Annotated in this window: 21 protein-coding genes; 17 read left to right on the forward strand and 4 right to left on the reverse strand. The window is 71.9% G+C overall.

Translation table 11 applies throughout. The annotated features are described in order from the left end of the window. Window positions 1–2: 2 nt before the first annotated feature. The 4 genes from ACFU5O_RS29945 (at window position 3) to ACFU5O_RS29960 (ending at window position 2,337) form a co-directional block, all read left to right on the forward strand. Window positions 3–539, forward strand: coding sequence for a DUF6879 family protein (locus tag ACFU5O_RS29945; RefSeq protein ID WP_384245252.1), 537 nt, complete (start codon window positions 3–5; stop codon window positions 537–539). Beyond that, on the forward strand, window positions 536–1,399 hold the full coding sequence (locus tag ACFU5O_RS29950) for a helix-turn-helix domain-containing protein (protein ID WP_384245253.1): 864 nt from the start codon (window positions 536–538) through the stop codon (window positions 1,397–1,399). Before ACFU5O_RS29945 ends, ACFU5O_RS29950 begins: the two co-directional genes overlap by 4 nt. Before the next feature lie 323 nt (window positions 1,400–1,722). Continuing rightward, entirely contained in the window at window positions 1,723–2,181 is a 459-nt protein-coding gene (locus ACFU5O_RS29955) for a hypothetical protein (RefSeq protein WP_384245255.1), read from the forward strand. 33 nt (window positions 2,182–2,214) lie between these two features. Continuing rightward, on the forward strand, window positions 2,215–2,337 hold the full coding sequence (locus tag ACFU5O_RS29960; RefSeq protein ID WP_384245256.1) for a hypothetical protein: 123 nt from the start codon (window positions 2,215–2,217) through the stop codon (window positions 2,335–2,337). A 200-nt stretch (window positions 2,338–2,537) separates the two neighbouring features. On the opposite strand, the gene ACFU5O_RS29965 is transcribed toward ACFU5O_RS29960, so the two are convergent. Further along, window positions 2,538–3,302: a hypothetical protein gene (locus tag ACFU5O_RS29965; protein ID WP_384245257.1), complete on the reverse strand. Its 765-nt coding sequence runs from the start codon at window positions 3,300–3,302 to the stop codon at window positions 2,538–2,540. 60 nt (window positions 3,303–3,362) lie between these two features. Here ACFU5O_RS29965 and ACFU5O_RS29970 point away from each other — a divergent pair, with 60 nt between their 5' ends. From ACFU5O_RS29970 to ACFU5O_RS30000, 7 genes are all read left to right on the forward strand, one after another. Then, on the forward strand, window positions 3,363–4,055 hold the full coding sequence (locus tag ACFU5O_RS29970; RefSeq protein ID WP_384245258.1) for an aspartate/glutamate racemase family protein: 693 nt from the start codon (window positions 3,363–3,365) through the stop codon (window positions 4,053–4,055). Between the two features lie 155 nt (window positions 4,056–4,210). Beyond that, window positions 4,211–5,290, forward strand: coding sequence for a GNAT family N-acetyltransferase (locus ACFU5O_RS29975; protein ID WP_384245259.1), 1,080 nt, complete (start codon window positions 4,211–4,213; stop codon window positions 5,288–5,290). Between the two features lie 42 nt (window positions 5,291–5,332). After that, complete coding sequence (locus ACFU5O_RS29980; protein ID WP_384245260.1) at window positions 5,333–6,601, forward strand: glycosyltransferase family 2 protein; 1,269 nt, start codon at window positions 5,333–5,335, stop codon at window positions 6,599–6,601. Window positions 6,602–6,684: 83 nt separating this feature from the next. Then, window positions 6,685–7,440, forward strand: a complete 756-nt coding sequence (locus tag ACFU5O_RS29985; protein ID WP_384245328.1) for a polysaccharide deacetylase family protein — start codon at window positions 6,685–6,687, stop codon at window positions 7,438–7,440. A gap of 100 nt (window positions 7,441–7,540) precedes the next feature. Beyond that, window positions 7,541–9,460 (forward strand): hypothetical protein, encoded by a 1,920-nt coding sequence (locus tag ACFU5O_RS29990; protein WP_384245262.1) that lies wholly within the window; start codon window positions 7,541–7,543, stop codon window positions 9,458–9,460. Window positions 9,461–9,473: 13 nt separating this feature from the next. Beyond that, on the forward strand, window positions 9,474–9,872 hold the full coding sequence (locus ACFU5O_RS29995) for a hypothetical protein (protein WP_384245263.1): 399 nt from the start codon (window positions 9,474–9,476) through the stop codon (window positions 9,870–9,872). Beyond that, window positions 9,869–10,999, forward strand: a complete 1,131-nt coding sequence (locus ACFU5O_RS30000; RefSeq protein WP_384245264.1) for a glycoside hydrolase family 26 protein — start codon at window positions 9,869–9,871, stop codon at window positions 10,997–10,999. The genes ACFU5O_RS29995 and ACFU5O_RS30000 overlap by 4 nt, the downstream gene beginning before the upstream one ends. Here the strand turns inward: ACFU5O_RS30000 and ACFU5O_RS30005 are convergent. The 3 genes from ACFU5O_RS30005 to ACFU5O_RS30015 all read right to left on the reverse strand — a co-directional run bounded on the left by ACFU5O_RS30005 (window position 10,974) and on the right by ACFU5O_RS30015 (window position 15,462). Beyond that, a complete protein-coding gene (locus ACFU5O_RS30005) occupies window positions 10,974–13,190 on the reverse strand; it encodes a lipopolysaccharide biosynthesis protein (RefSeq protein WP_384245265.1) in 2,217 nt (738 codons plus the stop codon). The two genes, ACFU5O_RS30000 and ACFU5O_RS30005, sit on opposite strands and share 26 nt — an antisense overlap. Next, the gene (locus tag ACFU5O_RS30010) at window positions 13,183–14,337 is read right to left on the reverse strand and encodes a DegT/DnrJ/EryC1/StrS family aminotransferase (protein ID WP_384245330.1); all 1,155 of its coding nucleotides are present in this window, start codon (window positions 14,335–14,337) and stop codon (window positions 13,183–13,185) included. Before ACFU5O_RS30010 ends, ACFU5O_RS30005 begins: the two co-directional genes overlap by 8 nt. A 144-nt stretch (window positions 14,338–14,481) precedes the next feature. Further along, window positions 14,482–15,462: an RNA polymerase sigma factor SigF gene (locus tag ACFU5O_RS30015; RefSeq protein WP_384245267.1), complete on the reverse strand. Its 981-nt coding sequence runs from the start codon at window positions 15,460–15,462 to the stop codon at window positions 14,482–14,484. A 226-nt stretch (window positions 15,463–15,688) separates the two neighbouring features. Between ACFU5O_RS30015 and ACFU5O_RS30020 the strand changes: the two genes are divergently transcribed. The 6 genes from ACFU5O_RS30020 to ACFU5O_RS30045 all read left to right on the forward strand — a co-directional run bounded on the left by ACFU5O_RS30020 (window position 15,689) and on the right by ACFU5O_RS30045 (window position 21,012). Continuing rightward, a complete protein-coding gene (locus tag ACFU5O_RS30020; RefSeq protein WP_384245268.1) occupies window positions 15,689–16,057 on the forward strand; it encodes an STAS domain-containing protein in 369 nt (122 codons plus the stop codon). Between the two features lie 132 nt (window positions 16,058–16,189). Then, a complete protein-coding gene (locus tag ACFU5O_RS30025) occupies window positions 16,190–16,720 on the forward strand; it encodes an ATP-binding protein (protein ID WP_384245270.1) in 531 nt (176 codons plus the stop codon). Window positions 16,721–16,906: 186 nt separating this feature from the next. Then, window positions 16,907–17,629 carry a peptidase gene (locus ACFU5O_RS30030; RefSeq protein ID WP_384245331.1) on the forward strand — a complete coding sequence of 241 codons (723 nt, stop codon included), beginning with the start codon at window positions 16,907–16,909 and terminating at the stop codon, window positions 17,627–17,629. Window positions 17,630–17,645: 16 nt separating this feature from the next. After that, window positions 17,646–18,593, forward strand: coding sequence for a hypothetical protein (locus ACFU5O_RS30035; protein ID WP_384245271.1), 948 nt, complete (start codon window positions 17,646–17,648; stop codon window positions 18,591–18,593). Then, complete coding sequence (locus tag ACFU5O_RS30040) at window positions 18,590–19,615, forward strand: hypothetical protein (protein WP_384245272.1); 1,026 nt, start codon at window positions 18,590–18,592, stop codon at window positions 19,613–19,615. The genes ACFU5O_RS30035 and ACFU5O_RS30040 overlap by 4 nt, the downstream gene beginning before the upstream one ends. Window positions 19,616–19,629: 14 nt before the next feature. Beyond that, a complete protein-coding gene (locus tag ACFU5O_RS30045) occupies window positions 19,630–21,012 on the forward strand; it encodes a hypothetical protein (protein ID WP_384245274.1) in 1,383 nt (460 codons plus the stop codon). The last annotated feature ends 54 nt before the right edge of the window (window positions 21,013–21,066 follow it).

Genomic DNA, 21,066 nt, shown 5'->3' on the forward strand with positions numbered 1-21,066 from the left:
AGGTGCCACCGCTGATCGCGTTCGACGAGATCACCCACCTGTTCGCCGACTTCGAGCACACCGCCTGGCGGCTGGAGACCCGTCGTGGCTACGCCTCCGACCGCCAAGGCGCCCGCTTCCAGGCCTTCATGCGAGGCATCGACCCGCAGCCAGAACCGGACCACCCGTGGAACGTGAACGTGCGTGAACGGGCAGCGCAGGGCGCCCGGTTCACCCGCGTCCGCATCATCGACGAGCCGCCCACGGACGGGCAGCGGTTTCTCATGGCGACCGCTGCGGGGAACGTCGAGGCAGGGGAGGACATCCGAGTCCTGACCCGCGCCGAGGCCGAGCGGCTCGAGCTGCCCGACTTCGATCTGTGGCTCTTCGACTCCCGCACTTTGGTCCGCATGCACATCGACGACACCGACACCACCATCGGCGTCGAGGTCATCGACGACGCCGCGCAGGTGCTCGCCGCGTGCAAGTCGCGCGACTCTGCATGGCGCCACGCAGTGCCTACTGCTGAGGTCTGGGCGCAGGTACGTTCGTCCGTGTGAGCACGGACTTCCAGAACGCAAGAGTCGCCCTCGGCGCGCGCCTTCGCGAGCTGCGTGCCGAGGCGGGCCTGAACGGCAAGGACTTCGCCGAACGGCTTGGGTGGCAGCGCTCCAAAGTCTCGCGACTGGAGAACGGTAAGCAGACCGCGACCACGGATGACCTCGACGCATGGGCGTCCGCAGCGGGCGTACGCTCACAGGCCGCCGACCTCAAGAGCCGTCTGCGCGGGCTGGAGTCGCAGCAGCGCTCGTGGCGCAGGCAGCTCGCCGCCGGCCACCGCCCGGTCCAGGACCGTTACGTCGTCGAGTACCAGCGCACCGCGACCATCCGCGGATACGAGGCCACCGTCATCCCCGGGCTGTTCCAGACGCCCGACTACGCTCGCCGTCTGCTGGTCCAGAATGCTGAGCTGATGCGGTCGCCCCGCGACACCGAAGAGGCCGTCCACGCCCGCATGCGGCGGCAGGAAGTGCTGTACGAGGCCGGCAAGCTCTTCCGCGTCCTCATGTGGGAGGGAGCCCTTCATGCCCTGGTTGGGCCCCGGGAGGTGATGGCCGGCCAGTTGGACCGGCTCGTCGGGCTGATCGGCATGAGCACGGTGGAGCTGGGGATCGTTCCGCTCGGCGCACCGATGGCCCTGACACCGAAGCACGGCTTCTGGATCTTCGACGAGGAGCGAGTCATCGTCGAGACCATCAACACGGAGCTGCAGTTCGACTCCCCGGACGACCTGGCGCTGTACCTCCGGGTATGGGACCAGCTCAACGAGGCGGCGGCGTACGGCCCGAGGGCGCACCGGTTGATTGCCCGCGCCCGGGCACAGCTGCAGCTGCGTGAGCAACCCGGATCAACCGTCTGAAGGGCTCTCGCAAACCGGCGCAATCGTCGCGCGGGGGCGTGTCTGGCGTCCCTACAGTCCTGGTCATGGCGACGGGAACCCGGCCCGCAGGGGCCACGGCCGAGGCAGTGCAGGACTGGTGCCATTGGCACAGGGGCCCCTCTCGGACGGCCGTCCTGGTCCGGTACGGGGAGCGTTCATCGGGCCCGCCCGTGCCCCTGTACGCGTGCGCGCCGTACCGCGAGCAGCGCGGCCTCAGCCCGATCACAGGGGGTGCCTGAATGCCCGAGCACCTTGTGTTCGTCGGGGGCGACCACCCGATCCACCGAGCGAGGGAACTCCCCATGCCCAGTGCACGCGCCTTACTGTCCGACGCACAATTCGCCGATGTACGCGCCACCGTCCTCGACAACAACCCTGGCATGGAGCCAGAGCTCGCCGGCCGCATCGTCACCGACGCGCTCGGGTACGTGGCCGCCGCGGCAGCGAACCCCGGCGCAGCCCTCGCCCCGTCCCGGGTAGTGGACGAGGGCTGGCACGCTCTGATCCTTCACACCCGCCTGTACGCCGACCTGTGCGCCCGCCTCGGCAGGTTCATCCACCACATGCCCGAGCGTCCCGACCCGTCCCGCTGCAACCCCGCCGCGGACGAGCGGACCATCGCTTTCATCGAGGCATGCGGGTATGAGGTCGACCGGGACCTGTGGCGCGGCCCCGGGGACCAGCTCGTCTCCGTCGCGGCAAGTTGCCGCCATTCGGACGACTCCGGTCCGATCGTCATCATCCCCAAGCCCAAAGGCTGAGGCGTAGGCTGTGGCGCGGAAGGGAGGCCGGCCATGGAGTGGATCGATCCGCGGTACGCGGAGCTGGTTGCGGCGTGGAAGCGCGCCCAGCAGCCGGACTCGCGTGACCCGGAGCCCAGGTCGCGACGAGCGTTCGTCGTGCCCCGCAGGCCCTGAGCGAGCCCAGCCCTCCGTCGGCCTTCGACGACTCCCGGCGGACACGAACTGTTGACCGCCCTCAGGCGGCCCCCCGCGGGAGCCCTTCACCTCGCCAAGCGCAGGGCCATGACCGCCTCCGCTACCGAGGTGAGGGGGGGCCCGTGACCTTGAAGCCCCTGCGGCAGGAAACCGGCGGGTCGCAACGTGCGCGTCCCGCCCTACCGCCCGTCGTACTCGCGTGAGACGACCACGACGCGCCCCGTCGCATGGTCCGCCCGCACCGTGTCCAGGCCAAGCGTGTCCAGCTCGGCGGCCGCCGCCCTGTCCGCGACCGGGTCCAGGACGCGCACGGCCACCTGGGGATCGGTCGCGGTGAGGGTGACGTGGTCCGAGAGGATCGTCTCCATCAGTCGTGAGGGCTGGTCGGCAGGATCCCCCGGCGTCAGGGCGATGTGCAGCATCAGGTGTTCCGCGCCGGTGTCGGACCAGCAGGCGTGGGCGATCCAGACGGTCTGGATACCGGGGAAGTCGCGCAACCGGTCGCGGACCGCGTCGCGGAGGGCCACCGCCGCTGGATGGGTGGACCAGGTGAGCCGGACCGTTCGGTCTTCCTGGGTTCGCATGCCCCGCTCCTGGAGGGTCCGGGTCAGCAGCGGGAGGGGGACCGTCGCCCAGCCGCCCGGTGAGAACACGGCGAGGCGTGCCACGCCGGTCTTCGCGCCGATGTCCAACAGGCGCAGGACGTCGGTGTGGACGGCGGCCGCAGCCTGCGGGAGCCGCTCGCGGCAGCACTGTTCGCTGACGTAGCCGGGGAGCACGGGTCCGCCGTCACCGCCGTCGCCCAGGAAGACCACCGAGCCGCGTTCGTCGACGGGGACATACACGCCCGCGTCCGCGATCGCGCCCAGCAACTGTGTTTCCTCCTCCTCGGGGGAACGGCGGTCGAGTACGGCGGCGAGTGCGGCGTTCCCGGAGGAGATCATCCGGGGAGCATAGGCCGGGCGGGCCGGAATCCGGTTGCGCGGGCATGAGAGTGTGCGGAGATGAAGACCATCGGGCTGATCGGCGGCATGAGCTGGGAGTCCAGCGCCGAGTACTACCGGCTGCTCAACGAGCTCGTACGGGAGCGGGCCGGGGGACTGCACTCCGCCCGCTGCATCCTGCACTCCGTCGACTTCGCGGAGATCGAGCAGTTGCAGGTCGCGGGGGAGTGGGAGGCGGCCGGGGAGATCCTCGCCGAGGCCGCCCGCGGACTGGCGGCGGCAGGCGCGGACTTCCTGCTCATCTGCACGAACACCATGCCCAAGGTCGCCGACCAGGTCTCTGCCGCCGTGGACGTGCCGCTGCTGCACCTCGGCGACGCGACCGCGGAGGCCGTGAAGTCCGCCGGGGTCATGAGGGCCGGCCTGCTCGGGACCGCGTTCACGATGGAGCAGGACTTCTACCGGGACCGGCTGGCCGGGCACGGGCTCGATGTGCTCACCCCGGACGCGGGGGGCCGCACCGAGGTCCACCGGGTGATCTACGAGGAGTTGTGCCTCGGTGTCGTGAGGGAGGAGTCGCGACGTGCGTACCAGCGAGTCATCGGTGAGCTCGTGGACCGGGGCGCCCAGGGGATCATCCTCGGCTGCACCGAGATCGAGCTGCTGATCGGGCCGGGTGACAGTCCGGTTCCCGTCTTTCCGACCACACGGCTGCACGCAGAAGCCGCCGTAAGGGCGGCGCTCGGAGCCTGAGCGCCGCCCCGTTCGCCCCACCTTCCACACGACTTCACATCACTTCACGGCTTGGTCACGGCTTGACCTCCGCACCCTGTCCCGGGAGGTTTTCGGCCGGTACCGTCCTTCTCGGGGAAGCTCAAGGGGGAGACCGGGGGGTCGAGTTGAGCGGTGTGCGCATTCGTGTCGTGAAGCCCGGGGAGCTGGACGAGGGGGAGGCCGAGGCCTGGCGTGAACTGCGTGCCAAGTCCGGGGCGCCCGCCAATCCGTTCATGGAGCCGGAGTTCACCCTCGCCGTGGGGGGCGTGCGGCCCGCCGCACGGGTCGCGGTCATCGAGGACGGAGGGGTTCCGGCCGGGTTCTTCCCGTTCGAGAAGGGCCCGTTGGGCCACGGCCGGGCCATCGGTCTCGGCGTGTCCGATTGTCAGGGCGCGGTGCTGCGGCCGGGACTGCGCCTCGGCTCGCGCGAGCTGCTCCGCGCCTGCTCGCTGTCCGCCTGGGAGTTCGACAACCTGGAGGACGGGCAGACGCTGTTCGTCCGGGACGGTGTCGAGGAGTTCGGCTCGCCCGTGATCGATGTCGGTGAGGGATACACGGCGTACGAGGAGCTGTTGCGCGCCCGGTCGCCCAAATTCCACCGGACCACCACGGCCAAGGAGCGCAAGCTCGGCCGCGCGACCGGGGACGAGGTGCGGTTCGTCTTCGACGAGCGTGCTCCCGCGGCGCTCCGCACGCTCATGGAGTGGAAGTCCGCGCAGTACCGCAGGACCGGCCGCCGCGACCGCTTCGCCCAGGAGTGGATCAGCACTCTGGTGCGGCGCCTGCACGAGACCCGTGCACCAGGCTGCTCCGGTGTCCTGTCCGTGCTGTACGCGGCGGACCGGCCCGTCGCCGCGCACTTCGGGCTGCGCTCGCGCACCGTGTTGTCGTGCTGGTTCCCTTCGTACGACACCGAGTTCGCCAAGTACTCGCCGGGGCTCATCCTCCATCTGCGGATGGCAGAGGCCGCCGCGGCCGAGGGCATCGGCATGCTGGACCTCGGCCGCGGCGCCGCCGAGTACAAGGACGCCCTCAAGACCGGTGAACTCCGCGTCCACGAAGGCTCGTCGACGCGACCGGGGGCCAGGGCCGCGCTCTACCGGCTCAGCCGCGAGCCCTCCCGCCGCGCCCACAGCTATGTACGGAACCGGCCACGGCTCGCCGGATTCGCGCAGCGGACGCTCAACCAGGTCGGCCGGCTGCGTGGCAACTGACCGGCACCTTCGCCCACTTCGGCCGCAACGGGGGGAAGACAGATGCTTCAGGTCGCCGAGCTCGACCTCGACACGCTGGACGAGAGACCGGGCGACGCCGCCGTCCTCGCCCTGCGGCCCGGCCCGGGGGCGCCGCCCCCGACCGCCGGTGAGGTGTTCGTTCTCGTACGCCTCCGGGGCCGCCCCGTCGCCACCCTGACCGGGACCGTGCCGGAAGGCGCCGACCCCGCACGGGTCCTCGCCGCTCTCGCGAGGGAGAGGCTCGGCGGGACGCGCGCCCCGGGGCCGGAGCTGCTCGGCGACCTGCCCCGGACCAGCGTCGTCGTCGCCACCCGTGAACGCGCGGACCAGCTCGCCCGGGCGCTCGACTCGCTCCTCGCACAGGATCACCCGGACTTCGAGATCGTCGTGGTCGACAACGCGCCGGTCACCGACGCCACCCGGGAGCTCGTCGCGAACAAGTACGCCGACCGCGTCCGCTACGTCCGTGAACCCGTGCCCGGTCTCGCCGCCGCACACAACCGGGGCGCGGCCGTCGCCGACGCAGCCGTGCTCGCGTTCACGGACGACGACGTCGTCACCGACCCGCACTGGCTCACCGCGCTCAGCGCGCCGTTCGCCGACGACCCCCGGATCGGCTGTGTGACCGGCCTGATCCTCCCGGCGCGGCTCACGACGCCCGCGCAGATCCTCCTCGAAAGTCACGGAGGCTTCGCCAAGGGCTTCTCCGCGCGCACCTACGACCCGGCCCGCCCGCCCGCCGACGACCCGCTGTTCCCGTTCACGGCGGGACGTTTCGGGTCCGGCGCCAACATGGCGTTCCGGGCCCGTGCGCTGCGAGGGATCGGCGGTTTCGACCCGGCGACCGGCACAGGCACCCCGGCGCGCGGCGGCGACGACCTCTACGCGTTCGTACGGATCCTCGCCGCCGGCCACCGGCTGCGCTACACCCCGGACGCGCTCGTCTGGCACCACCACCGGGAGACCCCGCAGGACCTGCGGAACCAAGCCTACGGCTACGGCGCCGGGCTCACCGCCTGTCTCACCGCGCTCCTCGTCCGCCGCCCCGCCCTGTTCCCGGCACTGCTCGCCCGGCTGCCCCGCGGACTCGCACACGCCCGGGCGATGACCGCCCACCGGGGGCAGGGGCAGGGGCCGGGCGGGGTTCCGGGTGAGCACGGCACGAACAGCCATCCGTGGCCCCGCGACCTCTCCCGGCTGGAGCGGCGCGGCATGCTGCGCGGCCCGATCGGGTACGCGATGGCCCGCCGCCGGGTGCGCGGCATGCCGCTTCCCTGGGAGGAGCGATGAGAGCGTCCCGGACGCCAGGAGCGCCCCGCGCGACCGAGTCCTCCCCGGCACCCCGGATCCCCGTACTGCTCTACCACGCGGTGATGGACGACCCACCGGACTGGATCGCCGAATTCACCGTGCGCCCGAGGGAGTTCAGGGCGCAGCTCGACGCGATCGTGGCCAGTGGCCGTACGCCCATGAGGATCAGCAGCCTCGCGGACCATCTCGCGGGCAGGGCCCAACTACCGCCCCGCCCCGTCGTCCTCACCTTCGACGACGGCTTCGCCGATCTGCCGGGTCCGACGGCCGAGGCGCTCGCCTCCCGCGAGCTGCCCGCCACCGCGTACCTCACCACCGGCGCCATCACCCCCGGTCTGCGCAGCCTGCTGCCGCCCGCCCCGATGATGACGCTCGCACAGGCGCCGATGCTCGAGCAGCACGGCATGGAGGTCGGCGGGCACACGGTCACCCATCCCCAGCTGGACACGCTCGGACCGCGGCGGCTGCGCTACGAACTGGGCCACTCCAAGGCCGTCCTGGAGGACACCCTCGGCCACGAGGTACGGCACCTGGCCTATCCGCACGGCTACAACAGCCGCGCCGTGCGCCGCGCCGCCCGCGTCGCCGGATACGAGTCCGCCGTCGCGGTACGCCATGCGCTCAGCTCGGAGACGGACGAGGCGTACCGCATCGCCCGGCTGATCCTGCGCCGCGGTCACACCGTCGCCGACATCGAGGCGTGGATGGAGGGCACGGGCGCGCGGGTCGCGCCGTTCCCGGACTCGCTGCCGACGATGGGCTGGCGGCTGTACCGGAGGGCGCGGGCGGCGGTGAAAGGCCCCGAATTCGCCGGGTGAGGATGTGTGAGAGCCGCCCAAATCCCAACCAGGTTCCTATACTTCGCTGAAGGGACAGCGGCGTGACGGCCGCGACCACATCTGTGGGGGGAGTCGCACCGTGCAGCAACGCGTGCCCACACCGGTCACCGGGAGCAGCGTGCTGCCGCCCGCGAGGCCCACCGGCGACGACGACGAAAAGGCGCCGGCCGCGGCGCCACCGTCCCCGCCGAGACCCTTCCGGCTGAGGCCGCCCGGCCGGGGGGCCCTCCTCAGCTGGCTCCCGCTGGCCGCGGCGGCCGGCTTGTGGCTCCACGCCGTGCCCCGTACCGGCTTCCGGGACATGGGCGACTACGGCCTGCTGGACCGGTTCCCGCTCACGTTCCACCTGGCGCTCCTCGTGCTCACCGCCGGCTTCCTGCTCGCCCTCCGGCGGGCCGGGACCGCACCCTGGTGGCCTGCCTCCTACTGCGTCGCCATGCTGGTGGCGCTCAAGGCGCCCCCCGCGCTGCTGTACGACTCCGTGCGGTACGCCTGGGCCTCCAAGCACGATGCCGTGATCACCCGGCTGCTCACCGAGGGGACGGTCCACCCGGGCGCCGAGCTGTCCGGGGGAATGTCCGCGTACGACCAGTGGCCGGGGTTCTTCTCGCTCAACGCGGCCCTGGTGAAGGCCTTCGGGGTCGAGGCCGCGGCCTCGTACATCAACTGGGCGCCCGTCGTGCTCGGCATCCTCACGCTGCCCGTCCTCGTGCTGATCTACCGCACCTTCAGCGACGACTGGCGGCTGGTGTGGGCGGCCGTGTGGATCTTCCAGCTCGCCAACTGGGTGGGCCAGGACTATCTGTCCCCGCAGGGCTTCTCGTATCTGCTCCATCTGACCGTGCTCGCGGTCGTCGTCCGGCATTTCGTCCGGCCCGGTTCGGCCGGACGGCTGCGCGACCGCGGTCTGCTCGACCCGGCCGCGGCGGCCGTGCCGCCGCCCACAGGCACCCGGCAGCGCGCCGTCGCCGTCGTGATCATCGCCCCGCTGATCGCGGCCGTCAACGCGTCGCACCAGCTCACACCGGTGATGCTGTGCGCGACGCTCTTCGCGCTCAGCCTGACGCGCCGCTACCGCAACTGGGGGCTGCTCGTCGTCACCGGTCTCATCATGCTGGCCTGGGACGTCACGATGGGGCGCGTGCTGTTCCTGGACACGCTGGGCACGCTGCGCGAATCGGCCGGCGATCTGCTCTCCAACTCCCGCGCGGGATACGCGGGCGAGCCGACCGGGCCGGGACCCGAACTCGTCGGCACCGCCAACATCCTCATGGTGCTGGCGCTCGCCGCGCTCGCCGGCACGGCGGTGCTGCTGCGGCGCAGACTGACGCGCAGCGCGCTGCCGCTGCTGCTGGCCGCAGCCGCGCCCGTACCGATGTTCGCCGTGAACGACTACGGCGGTGAAATGCTCTTCCGCGTCTATCTGTTCGGGCTGCCCGGCACCGCCTTCTTCGCGGCGGCCGCGCTCGTCCCGGCGGCCGGCGGCACCGGCCGGGCGCTGAGGGCCGCGCGCCGGGTCTCGCTCGTCACCCTCCCCGTCGCCCTCATCGCCCTGCTGGTGGGCTTCCTGCCCTCGTACTACGGCAAGGAAGGCATGCACTACGCGCCGCCCGCCGAGGTCGCGCTGACACGGCGGGCCTACGACCGTGCCCCGGACGGGGCGCTGGTCCTCGCCACGACGGGGTCGTTCCCCGGCGCCTACTACCGCTACGACCACTACGAGCGCTGGTTCTTCACCGAGCAGGACGTTCCGGAGAACCTGAAGATGCTCAAGGACCCGGCGGGATATCTGGCGCGCGGGATCCCCGAGGACCGCCCCGCCTATGTGATCCTCACCCCGACCCAGGAGAAGGCGGTCATCGGTGAGGGCTATCTGCCGCCCGGCGGCTTCGACACGCTCAGGAACGGACTGAAGGAGTCCCCGCTCTTCCGCGTGGTGGAGGAGAGCGGGCACGGGCTCGTCCTCGAGTACAGGCCGCCGTCCCCTTCCGCCCGTTGACGTGGAGACCGCGATGCGACTGAACCGTCCACAGATCAGAGCGGGACTCGCCGCGTCTGGCTGGCTCGCGCTCGCCGCGACCGCCCTGCCCGGCGGATCGCCGCTGCGCTGGATCCCGGTCCTGGCCTTCGTGACCCTCGGGCCCGGACTCGCGCTGCTGCTCCCGCAGCCGGGCTCACTGCGGCCGGGAGCCAGGCTGGAGGCCGTCGCGCTGGCGGCGCCGCTGAGCCTGTCGCTCGGCGCGCTCACCGCCACCTCCCTGTTCCTGGCGGAGGCCTTCTCCGCGACGGCCTTCCTGGTGTCCCTGGCCGCGTTCGCGACGGTCGCCGCGGCCCTCCCCGGTGTGCCGCTCCCCGCCGCCACCAAAGGGGCGGCCGAGCGCGAGAAGCCCGGGCCCTGGAGGGGACGATGAGGGGCCGGTACACCGGGGTGTCGCGGGGCACGTACACGGCGCTGGTCCTGGCCGCCGTCGGGGCGCTGCTCGCCGGACTCGGCGTGTGGGTCGCCCGGTCCGGAGGAAAGGAGGACGATGCCGGGCCCCCGGGCGGTCATTCACTGCCCGGCAACGCGGCGTCGGGGCCGCTCCCCCAGGGGCCCTGCGCCCCCGACGAGAAGCTGGAGCCGCGCTGCGGGGCCTGGTGGGGTGCGTATGTGCCGTACGCGCCGAGCGGTTCCCTCACGGAAGCCGTGTACGCGTTCGAGAAGAAGATCGGCCGCAAGCTCGATCTCGTCTACAACTACCACGACATGTCGAACACCCCGCTCGACGGCGAACTGCTCACGCCCGACGAGCAGGAACTCGGCCGCGACCGGCTGCTGATGCTGGCCTGGGAGTCCACGGTGTGGACCGAGCCGCACCACGCGAACTGGACCGAGACCCAGCTGGGCTGGCGGAACATCGCGTCCGGGAAGTACGACCGCGAGATCATCGACCCGGGCGCCCGCCGCATCAAGGCGTACGGCAAGCGCATCTTCTTCTCCTTCGACCAGGAGACCGACTTCCGCATCAAGGAAGGCGCGGGCACACCGGAGGAGTTCGTCGCGGCGTACCGCCACATCCACGACCGGTTCGAGGAACTGGGCGTCGACAACGTGGTCTGGGTGTGGACGGTGTCCGGCTATCTCGGCAACGCGGAGCAGATGAAGCAGCTGTACCCGGGGGACGAGTACGTCGACTGGACCGGCATGGACCAGTACAACTACTACCTCTGCCACAAGTCGCCGAACTGGCTGGACTTCGAACGCAGTCAGCGGCCCTCGTACGACTGGCTGCGCGCCAACATCTCCGACAGCAAGCCCGTCATGCTCGCGGAGTTCGCCACCGCGCCGGATCCGGTGCAGCGACAGCGGCAGCGTGACTGGTACGCCCGTATCCCCGAGGTCGCACCGACGCTGCCGCGGGTGCGGGCGATGGTCCACTGGAACCGGGCCGTGCCCGGCGCGGGCTGCGACCTCACGGTCAACTCGGGCCCTGGCCTGGAGGGTTACCGCGAGGCGGGCCGCAGCGACTACTTCAGACAGCGGGTCCCGACCCGCTGAGGCGCACGGACCGCCGGTACGCGAGCGACGCGACGGCCAGCGCGAAGAATCCGGTGAACACCGCCGGCGCCGCCGACGCGAAGGCGTCCTGCGCCGCCCATCCCACCACCCCCAGCACCCACACCGCGCCCGCGGTGACCCGGCCGGGCACGCCCAGGGCACTCGAAGAGACCGCCGCGAGGGCCAGACAGAGGAGCTGCAGGACGGCCGGCAGCACGGCCAGGACCGCCGCCCGGCTGTCCGCTCCGGCCGCCCCCGCGACGAAGTCGGTGAGCGCCACGGCCCAGGCCCCACCGGCCGGTTCGGGGCGGATGCCGAGAAGCAGCGGGGCCGTGTGAAGGGCGGCGACGGTGGTCAGCAGGCAGGCGGCGAGCAGTACGGACCGCAGCCGGTGCAGCGAGAGGGCCGCGCAGTGGACGACGATCAGCAGGACCCCGGCGGTGAGCGTCACCGGGGGCAGCGCCTGAACCAGCTCGGGGCCCGACAGCCGTTCGGCGGTGACGTCGTCCGCCCGGGCCAGCGGAACCCAGAACATCCCGGCGGCGAGCCCCAGCAGCAGCCACAGCCACCCGGCGAGCCACGACTCGTCGCCGCGGGCGTCCGTCGTCCCCCGCGGCTCCGGCTCCGGTACGTACACGGGGATGCCGAACGCGGGGGTCGCCGTCTCGTGGACGCCCCGCAGATACACGGTCTCCCGCGTCCAGGCGGCGTCGTACGCGCCGGGCCTCCCGGCATCGCGGGCCTGCGCCGCCAGGCGCTCGGCGGCCTTGCGGGCCCACGTGGTGCCGTACTCGGGAACGACACGCCGGCCGCCGGATCGCCGCCCGCCGGATCGCCGCGCCAGACGCCCCGCGAGGCGACCGGGTCCACCGGCGCGGCCCGCCAGCGCGGCCCTGATCCCCGGCGCCGACACGATGCCCATCACCGTCATCGACAGCAGCATCGCGAGGCCTGCCCCGGAGATCCCGGCCGGCCCCAGCAGCACCGCCGCGCTGCCCAGCACCAGCGTGCACATCGCGCCCTGGAGCACGGCGAGCACTCCCGTACGTCCCTGGACGCGCAGCACCCCGATGTACAGCTCCACCACGACCCGCGGCAGCGCGGCCGCGGCCAGCAGCCGGAGCACCGTCGTGCCGTGGTCGGCGTAGTCGGGGCCGAACGGGGCGAGGATCTGCCGGGCGAAGACCACCAGCACGAGCACCACGGGAACCAGGAGCAGCGCCATCCGCCGCAGCGCCCCGCGTACGCCCCCGGCGAGGCTCTCCGGGCTGTGCGAGGCGTGCGCGGTGAGCGAGGAGGCCATGTTGATGGCCATGAACTCCATGGTCCCGCCGACGGTGTACGCGATGTAGAAGAAGCCGTTGTGGGCGGCGTCGAAGCGGACGGCGACCATCACCGGCAGCAGATTGATCATCGCCAGCGAGAACAGCGCTCCGACCGAGTCCCCGGCGAGGAACCGCCCGATGTCCCGCATCCGCGGCGGTTCACGGTCGCGATCGGCCGCCGCCTGGCGGGGGATGAGCCTGCGGAACACCAGCCAGCCGAGCGGGAGCACGGACAGGGCGATCGCCGCGGCCCAGGAGACGAAGACGCCCAGGACGGGCATCGCGGTGGCGAAGGCGGCGAGCAGCAGCAGCTTGCCGATGGAGAACACGGCGTTGCCGACGGGCACCCAGACCGCCTTGCGCAGCCCGGTCAGCACCCCGTCCTGCAGGGTCAGCAGCGCCCAGGCGACACAGGCGGCGGTGAAGACGAGCCCCGCGGTGAGACCGCTGAGCGGGGCGTACGAAGGACCCCACAGGTCGAGCGTGACGAGAAAGCCGGCACACGCCACGCACACGACGGCCGAACTCACCGCGTACGCACGCCACACCAGCGGTCCGGTCGCCCGCCCCGCCCTCGGCACGTACCGCACCACGGCGCCGATCATCGTCGTCGCCGTGACCGACGCGAGCAGCCTCATCGCGGCAATCGCGGCCGAACCCTGGCCTACGGCCTCCTCCGTGTAGTACCGCGCGGCCACCAGCCAGAACCCGAGGCCCAGTGCGGCCGACACCCCGGTCGACAGCATCAGCGCGTAGGCGTTCCGGAACATCGAGTCCCCGTCGGCCCGCCCGGCCTCCGCCGTCCCCGGTGCGGCCGTGACCCGACCGGTTGCCTCGGGCCTGCCCAGTCGTGCGGTGTCAGCCACCGGCCGCGTCCCGGTGCGGCCCTTCGGCCGGGCGGGCGCCCGACGCGCGCAGCACCGCCAGGATGCGGTCCGCCTCGAGCGGGTTCGCCGGAAGGGCGTGGCGGGCGAACCAGCGGGCGGGGGCCGGGTCCGGGGAGAGGTCGGTGAAGACCTCTGACGCGTAGTCGTCGAGAGGAGGGTCGTAGAGGTAGCCCGTGGTGATGCGGTGGCGGGCGAGCGCGGCGATCGCGGAGTCCCGGTCGGCGACCAGCAGCGGGACGCGGAAGAGAGGTTGTACGGGGCCGGCCCCTGGCGCTCCCCAGGGGCTGTCCAGCAGCCGCCGGGTGCCGGCGAGATGGGCGGCGAGACGATCGTCCAGCCGGTCCAGAAGTCCGGCGGTGCGTCTGTACCGGGCTCGTCCGGGGGCGATCCGGTAGTCATGCATGTCCACCCGCACCCAGGGATGGAACGGCCCGAGCGCCGGGGCCGCAGAGACCGCCTGCTTCAGCTCACCGGCCCGCAGCGGCATCCGGATCTCCTCGCGCTCCTCCATCCCGAGGATCCGCATGGTGGCCCGTGCCGCCCGCACGAGCCGCAGCCCGCGAACGCCCGCCTCCGCGTACGGCCGTAAGGCGTAGGCGAGCTCGGACGTGAGACGCGACGGCGCGAGGAGGTCGTCGCGTGCCTCCTCCAGTGCGCCCCGCAGCGCCGGGTCGGCGACGGCGAGGAACCCCCCGGTCTTCGCGGCGGTGTGCTTGGAGAGGCTGAAGACCGAGGCGTCGCCGTACGATCCGACCGGCCGTCCGCCCACCCGCGAGCCGATCGCGTGCGCGGCGTCCTCCAGCAGCGGAATGCCCAGCGCGTCGCAGCGCGCCCTCAGTTCGGGCGCCGGATCCGGGTTTCCGTACAGGTTCGTCGTGAGGACCGCGGACAGGCCCCGCCAGACGGATTCGGGGACGGCCGCCGCGTCGAGGGACCCGTCCCGCGGATCGAGCGGTGCCTGTACCGGGCGGAGTCCGGCCGCCAGCACCACGAAGAAGATGACATCGTCGTTGACGGGCGACATCAGCACCCGCCCGCCCGGTCTGCACCAGTGACGCAGCGCCACGTACAGCCCGAAACGGCACGACGGCACGTACAGACATTCCCTGCCGAGGCGGTCGCGCATCCGCGACTCCAAGGCGCTCCCGAAAGCCATGCTGTCCCCCCTGAGCCCCGGGCTCAATGTGGCCCATACCGGACCGCACCGTCAATAAGGCGGAAAGGCCCGTCCCTTGACGGAACGGGCCCTTCGAACGGGGGGACGAATCGGTCACTCCTCGACCGTGAGTCCCTTCCTGAGTTTTCTCAGCGTGCGCGCCAGCAGCCGCGACACATGCATCTGGGAGATGCCGAGTTCCTCGCCGATCTCCGACTGGGTCATGCCGGCGACGAAGCGCAGGGACAGGATCGTGCGGTCGCGCGGCGGCAGCGAGGCGATGAGCGGCTTCAGCGACTCGATGTACTCGATGCCCTCGAGGCCGTGGTCCTCGTAGCCGATGCGGTCCGCGAGGGCACCCTCGGACTCGTCCTCCTCGGGCTGGGCGTCGAGCGAGCTCGCGGTGTACGCGTTGCTCGCGGCCATGCCCTCGACGACCTCGTCGTTGCTGAGGCCGAGCCGCTCCGCGAGTTCACCGATGGTCGGCGCCCGGTCGAGCTGCTGTGCGAGCTCGTCACCCGCTTTCGCGAGATCGAGACGAAGTTCCTGGAGGTGCCGCGGGACGCGCACGGACCAGGACGTGTCACGGAAGAAGCGCTTGATCTCGCCGACGATGGTCGGCATCGCGAAGGTGGGGAACTCGACGCCGCGGCTGAGCTCGAAGCGGTCGATGGCCTTGATGAGGCCGATCGTGCCCACCTGGATGATGTCCTCCATCGGCTCGCTGCGGGAGCGGAACCGGGCGGCGGCGAACTTGACGAGGGCCAGGTTCAGTTCGACGAGCGTGTTGCGGACGTACGCGTACTCGTGGGTGCCTTCCTCGAGAACCTCGAGGCGGGCGAAGAGCGTCTTCGACAGCGCGCGCGCGTCCACGGCTCCGACTTCGCCGAACGGCGGGATCGCCGGGAGGCCGAGGTCCTCGAGGTGCTCGGACCGGCGGAAATACGCCGTGTGGTCGGCGTGCTCTGTGTGCTCGTGGAGCTCGGCCTGCGTGGGGTGGCCGGGCTGTGCGGGGTCGAGGTGATCGTGCGGACGTGTCGACGGCGCGTGCGGGGTCCGCGTTGCGTCGAGCCGGGGTGACATGGTCTCCTCCATCGTTCTCGGCATATGGCTGCCGATGCCCTACCTGTCGCTGCGGTGTGCGGCGCCTCCAAAGCCGGCCGTGGTCGGTGGTGTCCCTACTAGCCCTACCCGCTTTTCCACGTAGGTTGCAAGTGTCAGAAGTCACATTTGCCTGATTTGTACGGGAGTTCGGCTACCGATGGGCGTACGGAAGGCGTAATGTTGCCGGACGACAACGGCATCGGCGAAGAGGACGTTCATGGACCGCTTGACGGTCGGCAGCGCCAATCTGGACCGGCTTCGGGTCGAGGTTCGGACCGAGGGCCGGAGTGAGGTCGTGACGCCGGCAGGTGAGCTCGATCACCACACGGCCGAATTGTTGCGTGCGCCACTCGAAAAAGCGCTCGACCAAGGCCGCACACGCCTTGTGGTCGACTGCTCACACCTTGAGTTCTGCGACTCCACCGGCCTCAATGTGCTGCTCGGTGCCCGGCTGAAGGCCGAGGCGGCCGGCGGCGAGGTCCATCTCGCAGGCATGCTGCCCGTGGTCGCACGGGTTTTCGAGATCACCGGCGCCGAGGCGGTCTTCACCGTCCATGAGTCGCTCGGAGCGGCACTGGCCGACTGATCTCCGGCCCGGTCGGCGAGACGGGTGTTGTCACGATTCGGCCGGGCAGAAGACCTCCGCAGACCGCGCAGCCCCCTGCACTCTCTGTACTGACGTAATCGCGAACCGGTGAATCGGTGAGGTGAAGCGCTGATGAGCACCACCCGGCAGCATCCGCCGGGCGACCGCGGCCCCGAGCCGGACGGCGCAGGCCTCGACCCGGACGGCGCAGGACTCGGTCCGTCCGTCGTCGACGCCGCGTCTCCTGTGCCGGACGGCCGTGTGCGCGCCCTCCCTCTGGGAAGCGCCAGCGGCATCGTTCCGCTCGCACGCGATTTCACCCGGCAGGCCCTGTACGACTGGGGCTGGCTGCCCGCCGCGTCCGCCGACCGCCGGGCCGCCGCAGAGGACGTCCTGCTCGTCGTCTCCGAGCTGGTCACCAACGCCTGTCTGCACGCCGAGGGCCCGGACGAGCTGCGGGTCTCCAGCGATACGAAGGTGCTGCGGCTCGAGGTCACCGACCGCGGTACCGGCCAGCCGGCGCCGCGCACCCCGCACCGGGCGGGCAGGCCCGGCGGACACGGGATGTTCATCGTGCAGCGGCTCTGTCTGGACTGGGGAGTGCTGCGGACTCCCGGGATGCCCGGCAAGACGGTGTGGGCGGAGCTCGCCGCGCCCTCCTAGCGGTCCTCACGGGCACAGGTGGCGACGGGAGCCCCGCGCCGCGAGCCGCGATTCGAAGCTGTTGTGGAGCACGGCGATCCGCCGTGCTCTTTGTCTTCCCTCCGTCAGGCCCCAGGCGTACCTTGAGCGCCCGATCTGATGTGTCGTCAGCAACTTTGGCGACTTCCCGGCATGAGGGGACTCGAGGTGTCGTACCGGAAGCGGACAGCTCTCACGCTGGCAGCAGTGGTGGCGGGCCCGGTGGCGCTGATGGCCGCCCCTGCCGCCCATGCCGAAGTCGTGGACGTGGACTACCAGTGCCAGACGCCGATCGGGCCGAAAGGCGCCGTGTCGCCCATCGACATCAAGGCCGTCAGGAGCGGCGCAGGCTACCGGCTCACGATGTCGTTCCAGAAGGGAGTCTCGTCCAGCCCGGTCGAGCTCGGCAAGGGCGCGATGAACCCGAGCGCGCTGATCAGGCTGGGCGGCGCGGACGGCGGGACGGTGCGGGTGTCGGGCCCCGCGAACGGAGAGGCCATCCCCGCCAACACCCCTATCAAGATCAATGACCTCTCGGGCAGCTACACCCCGAGGAAGACGGGCAAGGTCACCTTCACGGCGGGCGTCCTCACCATCAAGGCCCTCGGTACGACCACCACATGCACACCCAAGAACAACCCGAAGCCGTCCCTCGAACTCGACGTCACGGCGGCGGGCGGCGGAAGCGGGGGCGGCTCGCAGACGGCCCCGGGCACGGGCTCGTCGGGCACGGGCTCGTCGGGTCCGGGCTCGTCGGGTCCGGGGGAGCTGCCGAGGACCGGACCGCTCGACTCGGCCCTGGCACTCGGCACGCTCGGCGGCACGGTGCTGCTCACAGGGGCCGCGGGCGTCCTGTGGCTGACCCGCCGCGGTGCCCGGCCGGCGAGCTGATCCGCCGGGGAAGCCCGTGACCACCCCTGTCACCGCTGCCGGCGCTGTCGCCGCCGCTCTGCTGTGCGTGCTCCCCGCAGCCGCGCCCGCCGCCGCGGGACCGGCGGCAGCGGAGCCGGTCTGGACGGCGGAACCCGCGGCGGGCGGCCGGCCGTACGCCTACCTGGAGGGCACCCCGGGCACGGTAATGCAGGACGCACTGTCCGTGACCAACCGGGGCGCAGAGCCGCTGACCGTGCGGCTGCGGGCGGTGGACGCGTACAGCACGAAGAACGGCGACCTCGCGGTACGCACGGCGGCCCCCGCCGCCACCGGACGCTGGATCGCGCTCGCCTCGGCCCGGGTCACCGTCCCGCCCCGCACCCGCGCCGACGTGCCCTTCGCCGTCACGGTGCCGGGATCCGCGCTTCCCGGCGACCACCCGGCGGCGATCGTCGCGACGGCCGGGGGCAGGGAGGCCGCCGTGCGCGTCCGTCTGCGGGTCTCCGGCCCCACGCTCGCCGCGCTCACCGTGGAGGACGTCCGCGTGGACGGCGAGCGCATCCACTACGCCCTGGTCAACCGCGGCAACACGGTGCTCGCCCCGCGCCTCGCGCTCACCGCCGAGGGCCTCATCGGCGGCGAACTGGTGTCCCGCCCGGCCCGCCCGCTGTCGCTCGAGCTCCCGCCCGGCCGGCGCGTCGAACTCACCGAGCCCCTGCCCGGGCCACCCGCCCTCGATTCCGTGGACGTCACCCTCCGGGTGACCGCGCCGGGCGGCGCCCACGGCGAGGCGACCGGCTCCGCGCTGTACGTCCCCTGGGGTGCGGTGACGGGCGGGGCGCTCGCGCTCGGCGCGGCCGCCGGGTCAGCGGCCCTGTGGTCCGGACGCCGCCGGCCCGGACGCCGCGACCCGGGAACCTGCCCGCACTCCGAAGTGACCGAGACCGAACGTGAACCTGCGAAGGCGGGAGTGGAACCGTGAACGGCGGTACGACCATCCGGACCGGGCTTCTCGTCCTGCTGCTCGCCGGGGCGCTGCTCGCCGCGCCCGACGCCCGGCCCGCAGCCGCCGCGGACGGCAGACCCACCGTCAGTCTGTCGGCCCCGCAAGGGGGCAAGGGCGGCGACATCACCGTCAGCGGCGCCGGCTGGCGGCCCGGCGCGTTGCTCATGATGCTGATCTGCGGCCGCTCCGCGCCCGGTCGGGGCGTGATCGGCGGCACCAACTCCTGCGCCAACGCGGAAGGCCGTGCCGTCACCACCGACGCCAGGGGCGCCTTCAGCAAGAAGATGCCGGTCGCGGAGCCCCCGAAGCCCTGCCCGTGTGTGGTGCACGTGGCCACTGTCACCGGTGAACAGGCCGCGGTGGACGCCCCGTTCACCGTGGCGGGCCACCCGAGCGCACCCCTTCCACGGCCGACCGCGGGCGGAAAGCTCGCCGTGCTCGCGACGGCCGAACTGCGCGGATCGAGCGGCCTGCTCGTCCGGTTCGGCGCCCCGCCCTCCCGCGAGCTCGTCCTCACCGTCGGCAACCTCGGCTCCGCACCCGTCGAGAACCCTGTCTTCCAGGTCGGCACCGCGCACGGCGTGTTCGCCCCGCAGTGGGAGGAGCGGCAGTGGCGGGGCACGATCCAGCCGGGGCGGAAGGCGCAGATCCGACTGCCCGTCCAGCTGTCCGCAGGCGCCCACGGCGACTACCAGGTCTCGGTGAAGTACGGCTCGAAGGTGCTCGCCGAGCAGCCGTGGGGCGTGGGCCGTCCCTGGGGTGTGACGCTCTTCTGGCTGCTGCTGGCCGTGGTCGTTCCGGCCGCGCTGTTCCGGATCGGGATGGCTGTCGTCGATCACGTACGGCCGCAGCGAGGCGGCCGTCACCGCAACGCCCCCACCGCTGCCCGGACCCCGTCCTCCGCGGCCACCGCCACCATCACGACCACGGCCCTGCCGTGGTTCACCCCGGACTCCGCACCGTCAGAGAACCGACCCACGACGAAGGGACACACGTGAGCACGCAACGGAGGATGAGCGCGGCAGGGGTCGCGCTGATGCTCTGCGGCGCGGGGATCCTGCTGACCGCGGGACCGGCCCACGCCGCCGAGGTGTCGTACAGCACGGAGTGCATACCCCCGCCGATCTCCGGCCTGCCGCCGGTCCAGGGCACCACCGAGGTCCAGATCACCGCGCCCGCAGAGGCCAAGGTCGGCGACGAGATCGAGGTGGTCTGGAAGACCGTCCGGGCCGCGTCGAAGAACCCCGACGTCCTCGACCTGGAGAAGGACACCGTCAAGCCGACCGGCACGGTCAAGGTGGCCGGGGCGGGGACCGCGGAGCTGGCGATGGAGGGGCCGCGGCAGAACCCGCCGATCCCCAAGAACAGCCCGATGGTGCTGCCCGACATGAAGGGAAAGTTGAAGCTGACGGCGGCCGGTGAGATCACACTGACGCCGGACAAGTACAACATCAACGTCTCCAAGCCGATCTCGACCGACACGAAGTGCTCGCCGAAGGAGACGGTGCAGCCCGGGGCCACGGTCAAGGTGACCGAGGGAGGCGGCGGTTCCGGCGGTACGACGACGGGCGGCACCACGACGGGCGGCACCACGACCGGTACGAGCGGCGGCTCGACCGCCGGAGGTACGACGAGCGGCGGGAGCAGCGGTACGGGAGGCGGCACGTCCGGCGGCACGACTTCGGGCGGCACGTCCGGCGGCACGACCTCCGGCGGGAGCAGCGGCGGCGGTGGCGGCCAGAGCGACTTCGAGGGCAAGGAGGTCCAGGTCGCCTACTCCTGCAAGACCCCCATCGGTGACAAGGACGCCGTCTCCCCGGTGAAGATCAACGCCAAGAAGAACGGCGGGAGCTTCGACCTCACCGTGAAGTTCTCCAAGTCCGTCATGGACAGCCCCGCCGACATCCCGGCCAACTCCGTCAAGCCCTCCATGGAGGTCAGGCTCGGCGGCTCCGACAAGGGCTTCGTCCATGTAGAGGGCCCGGCGAACAAGGAACCCATCAAGTCCGGCAAACCGATCGAGATCCCCGATCTGACAGGCACGTACAAGCCGGGTGCCGGCGGTAGGTCGACGCTCAGCCCCGGCGTTCTCACGGTCAAGGCGCTCGGTACGACGACGACCTGCACCCCGCCGGCCAACGTCGAGGTCTCCCTGGAGCTCGACACCACCGCCCAGCCGGGCGGCGCATCAGGCGGCTCCGGCGCGTCGGGCGAGTCGGGCTCCGGTTCCGGCTCCGCGGGCGGCGGCGACGCCTCCGGCGGCGGCCTCGCCGACACGGGCACCGACGACGCCGCGGCCCTCCACGCCCTCGCCCTCGTCGCGGGCACGGTGATCCTGCTGGGCGGTGCGTTGTTCACGTTCACGCCGTGGCGGAGGCTGCGGGGAATGCGCTGACAGGCCGGAAAACACAAGGGCCGCCGCACCTCCGAGGTGCGGCGGCCCTTACGG

Origin of the sequence: Streptomyces sp. NPDC057445 (assembly GCF_042802855.1) — a bacterium.
In the GTDB taxonomy this organism is placed as follows: domain Bacteria; phylum Actinomycetota; class Actinomycetes; order Streptomycetales; family Streptomycetaceae; genus Streptomyces.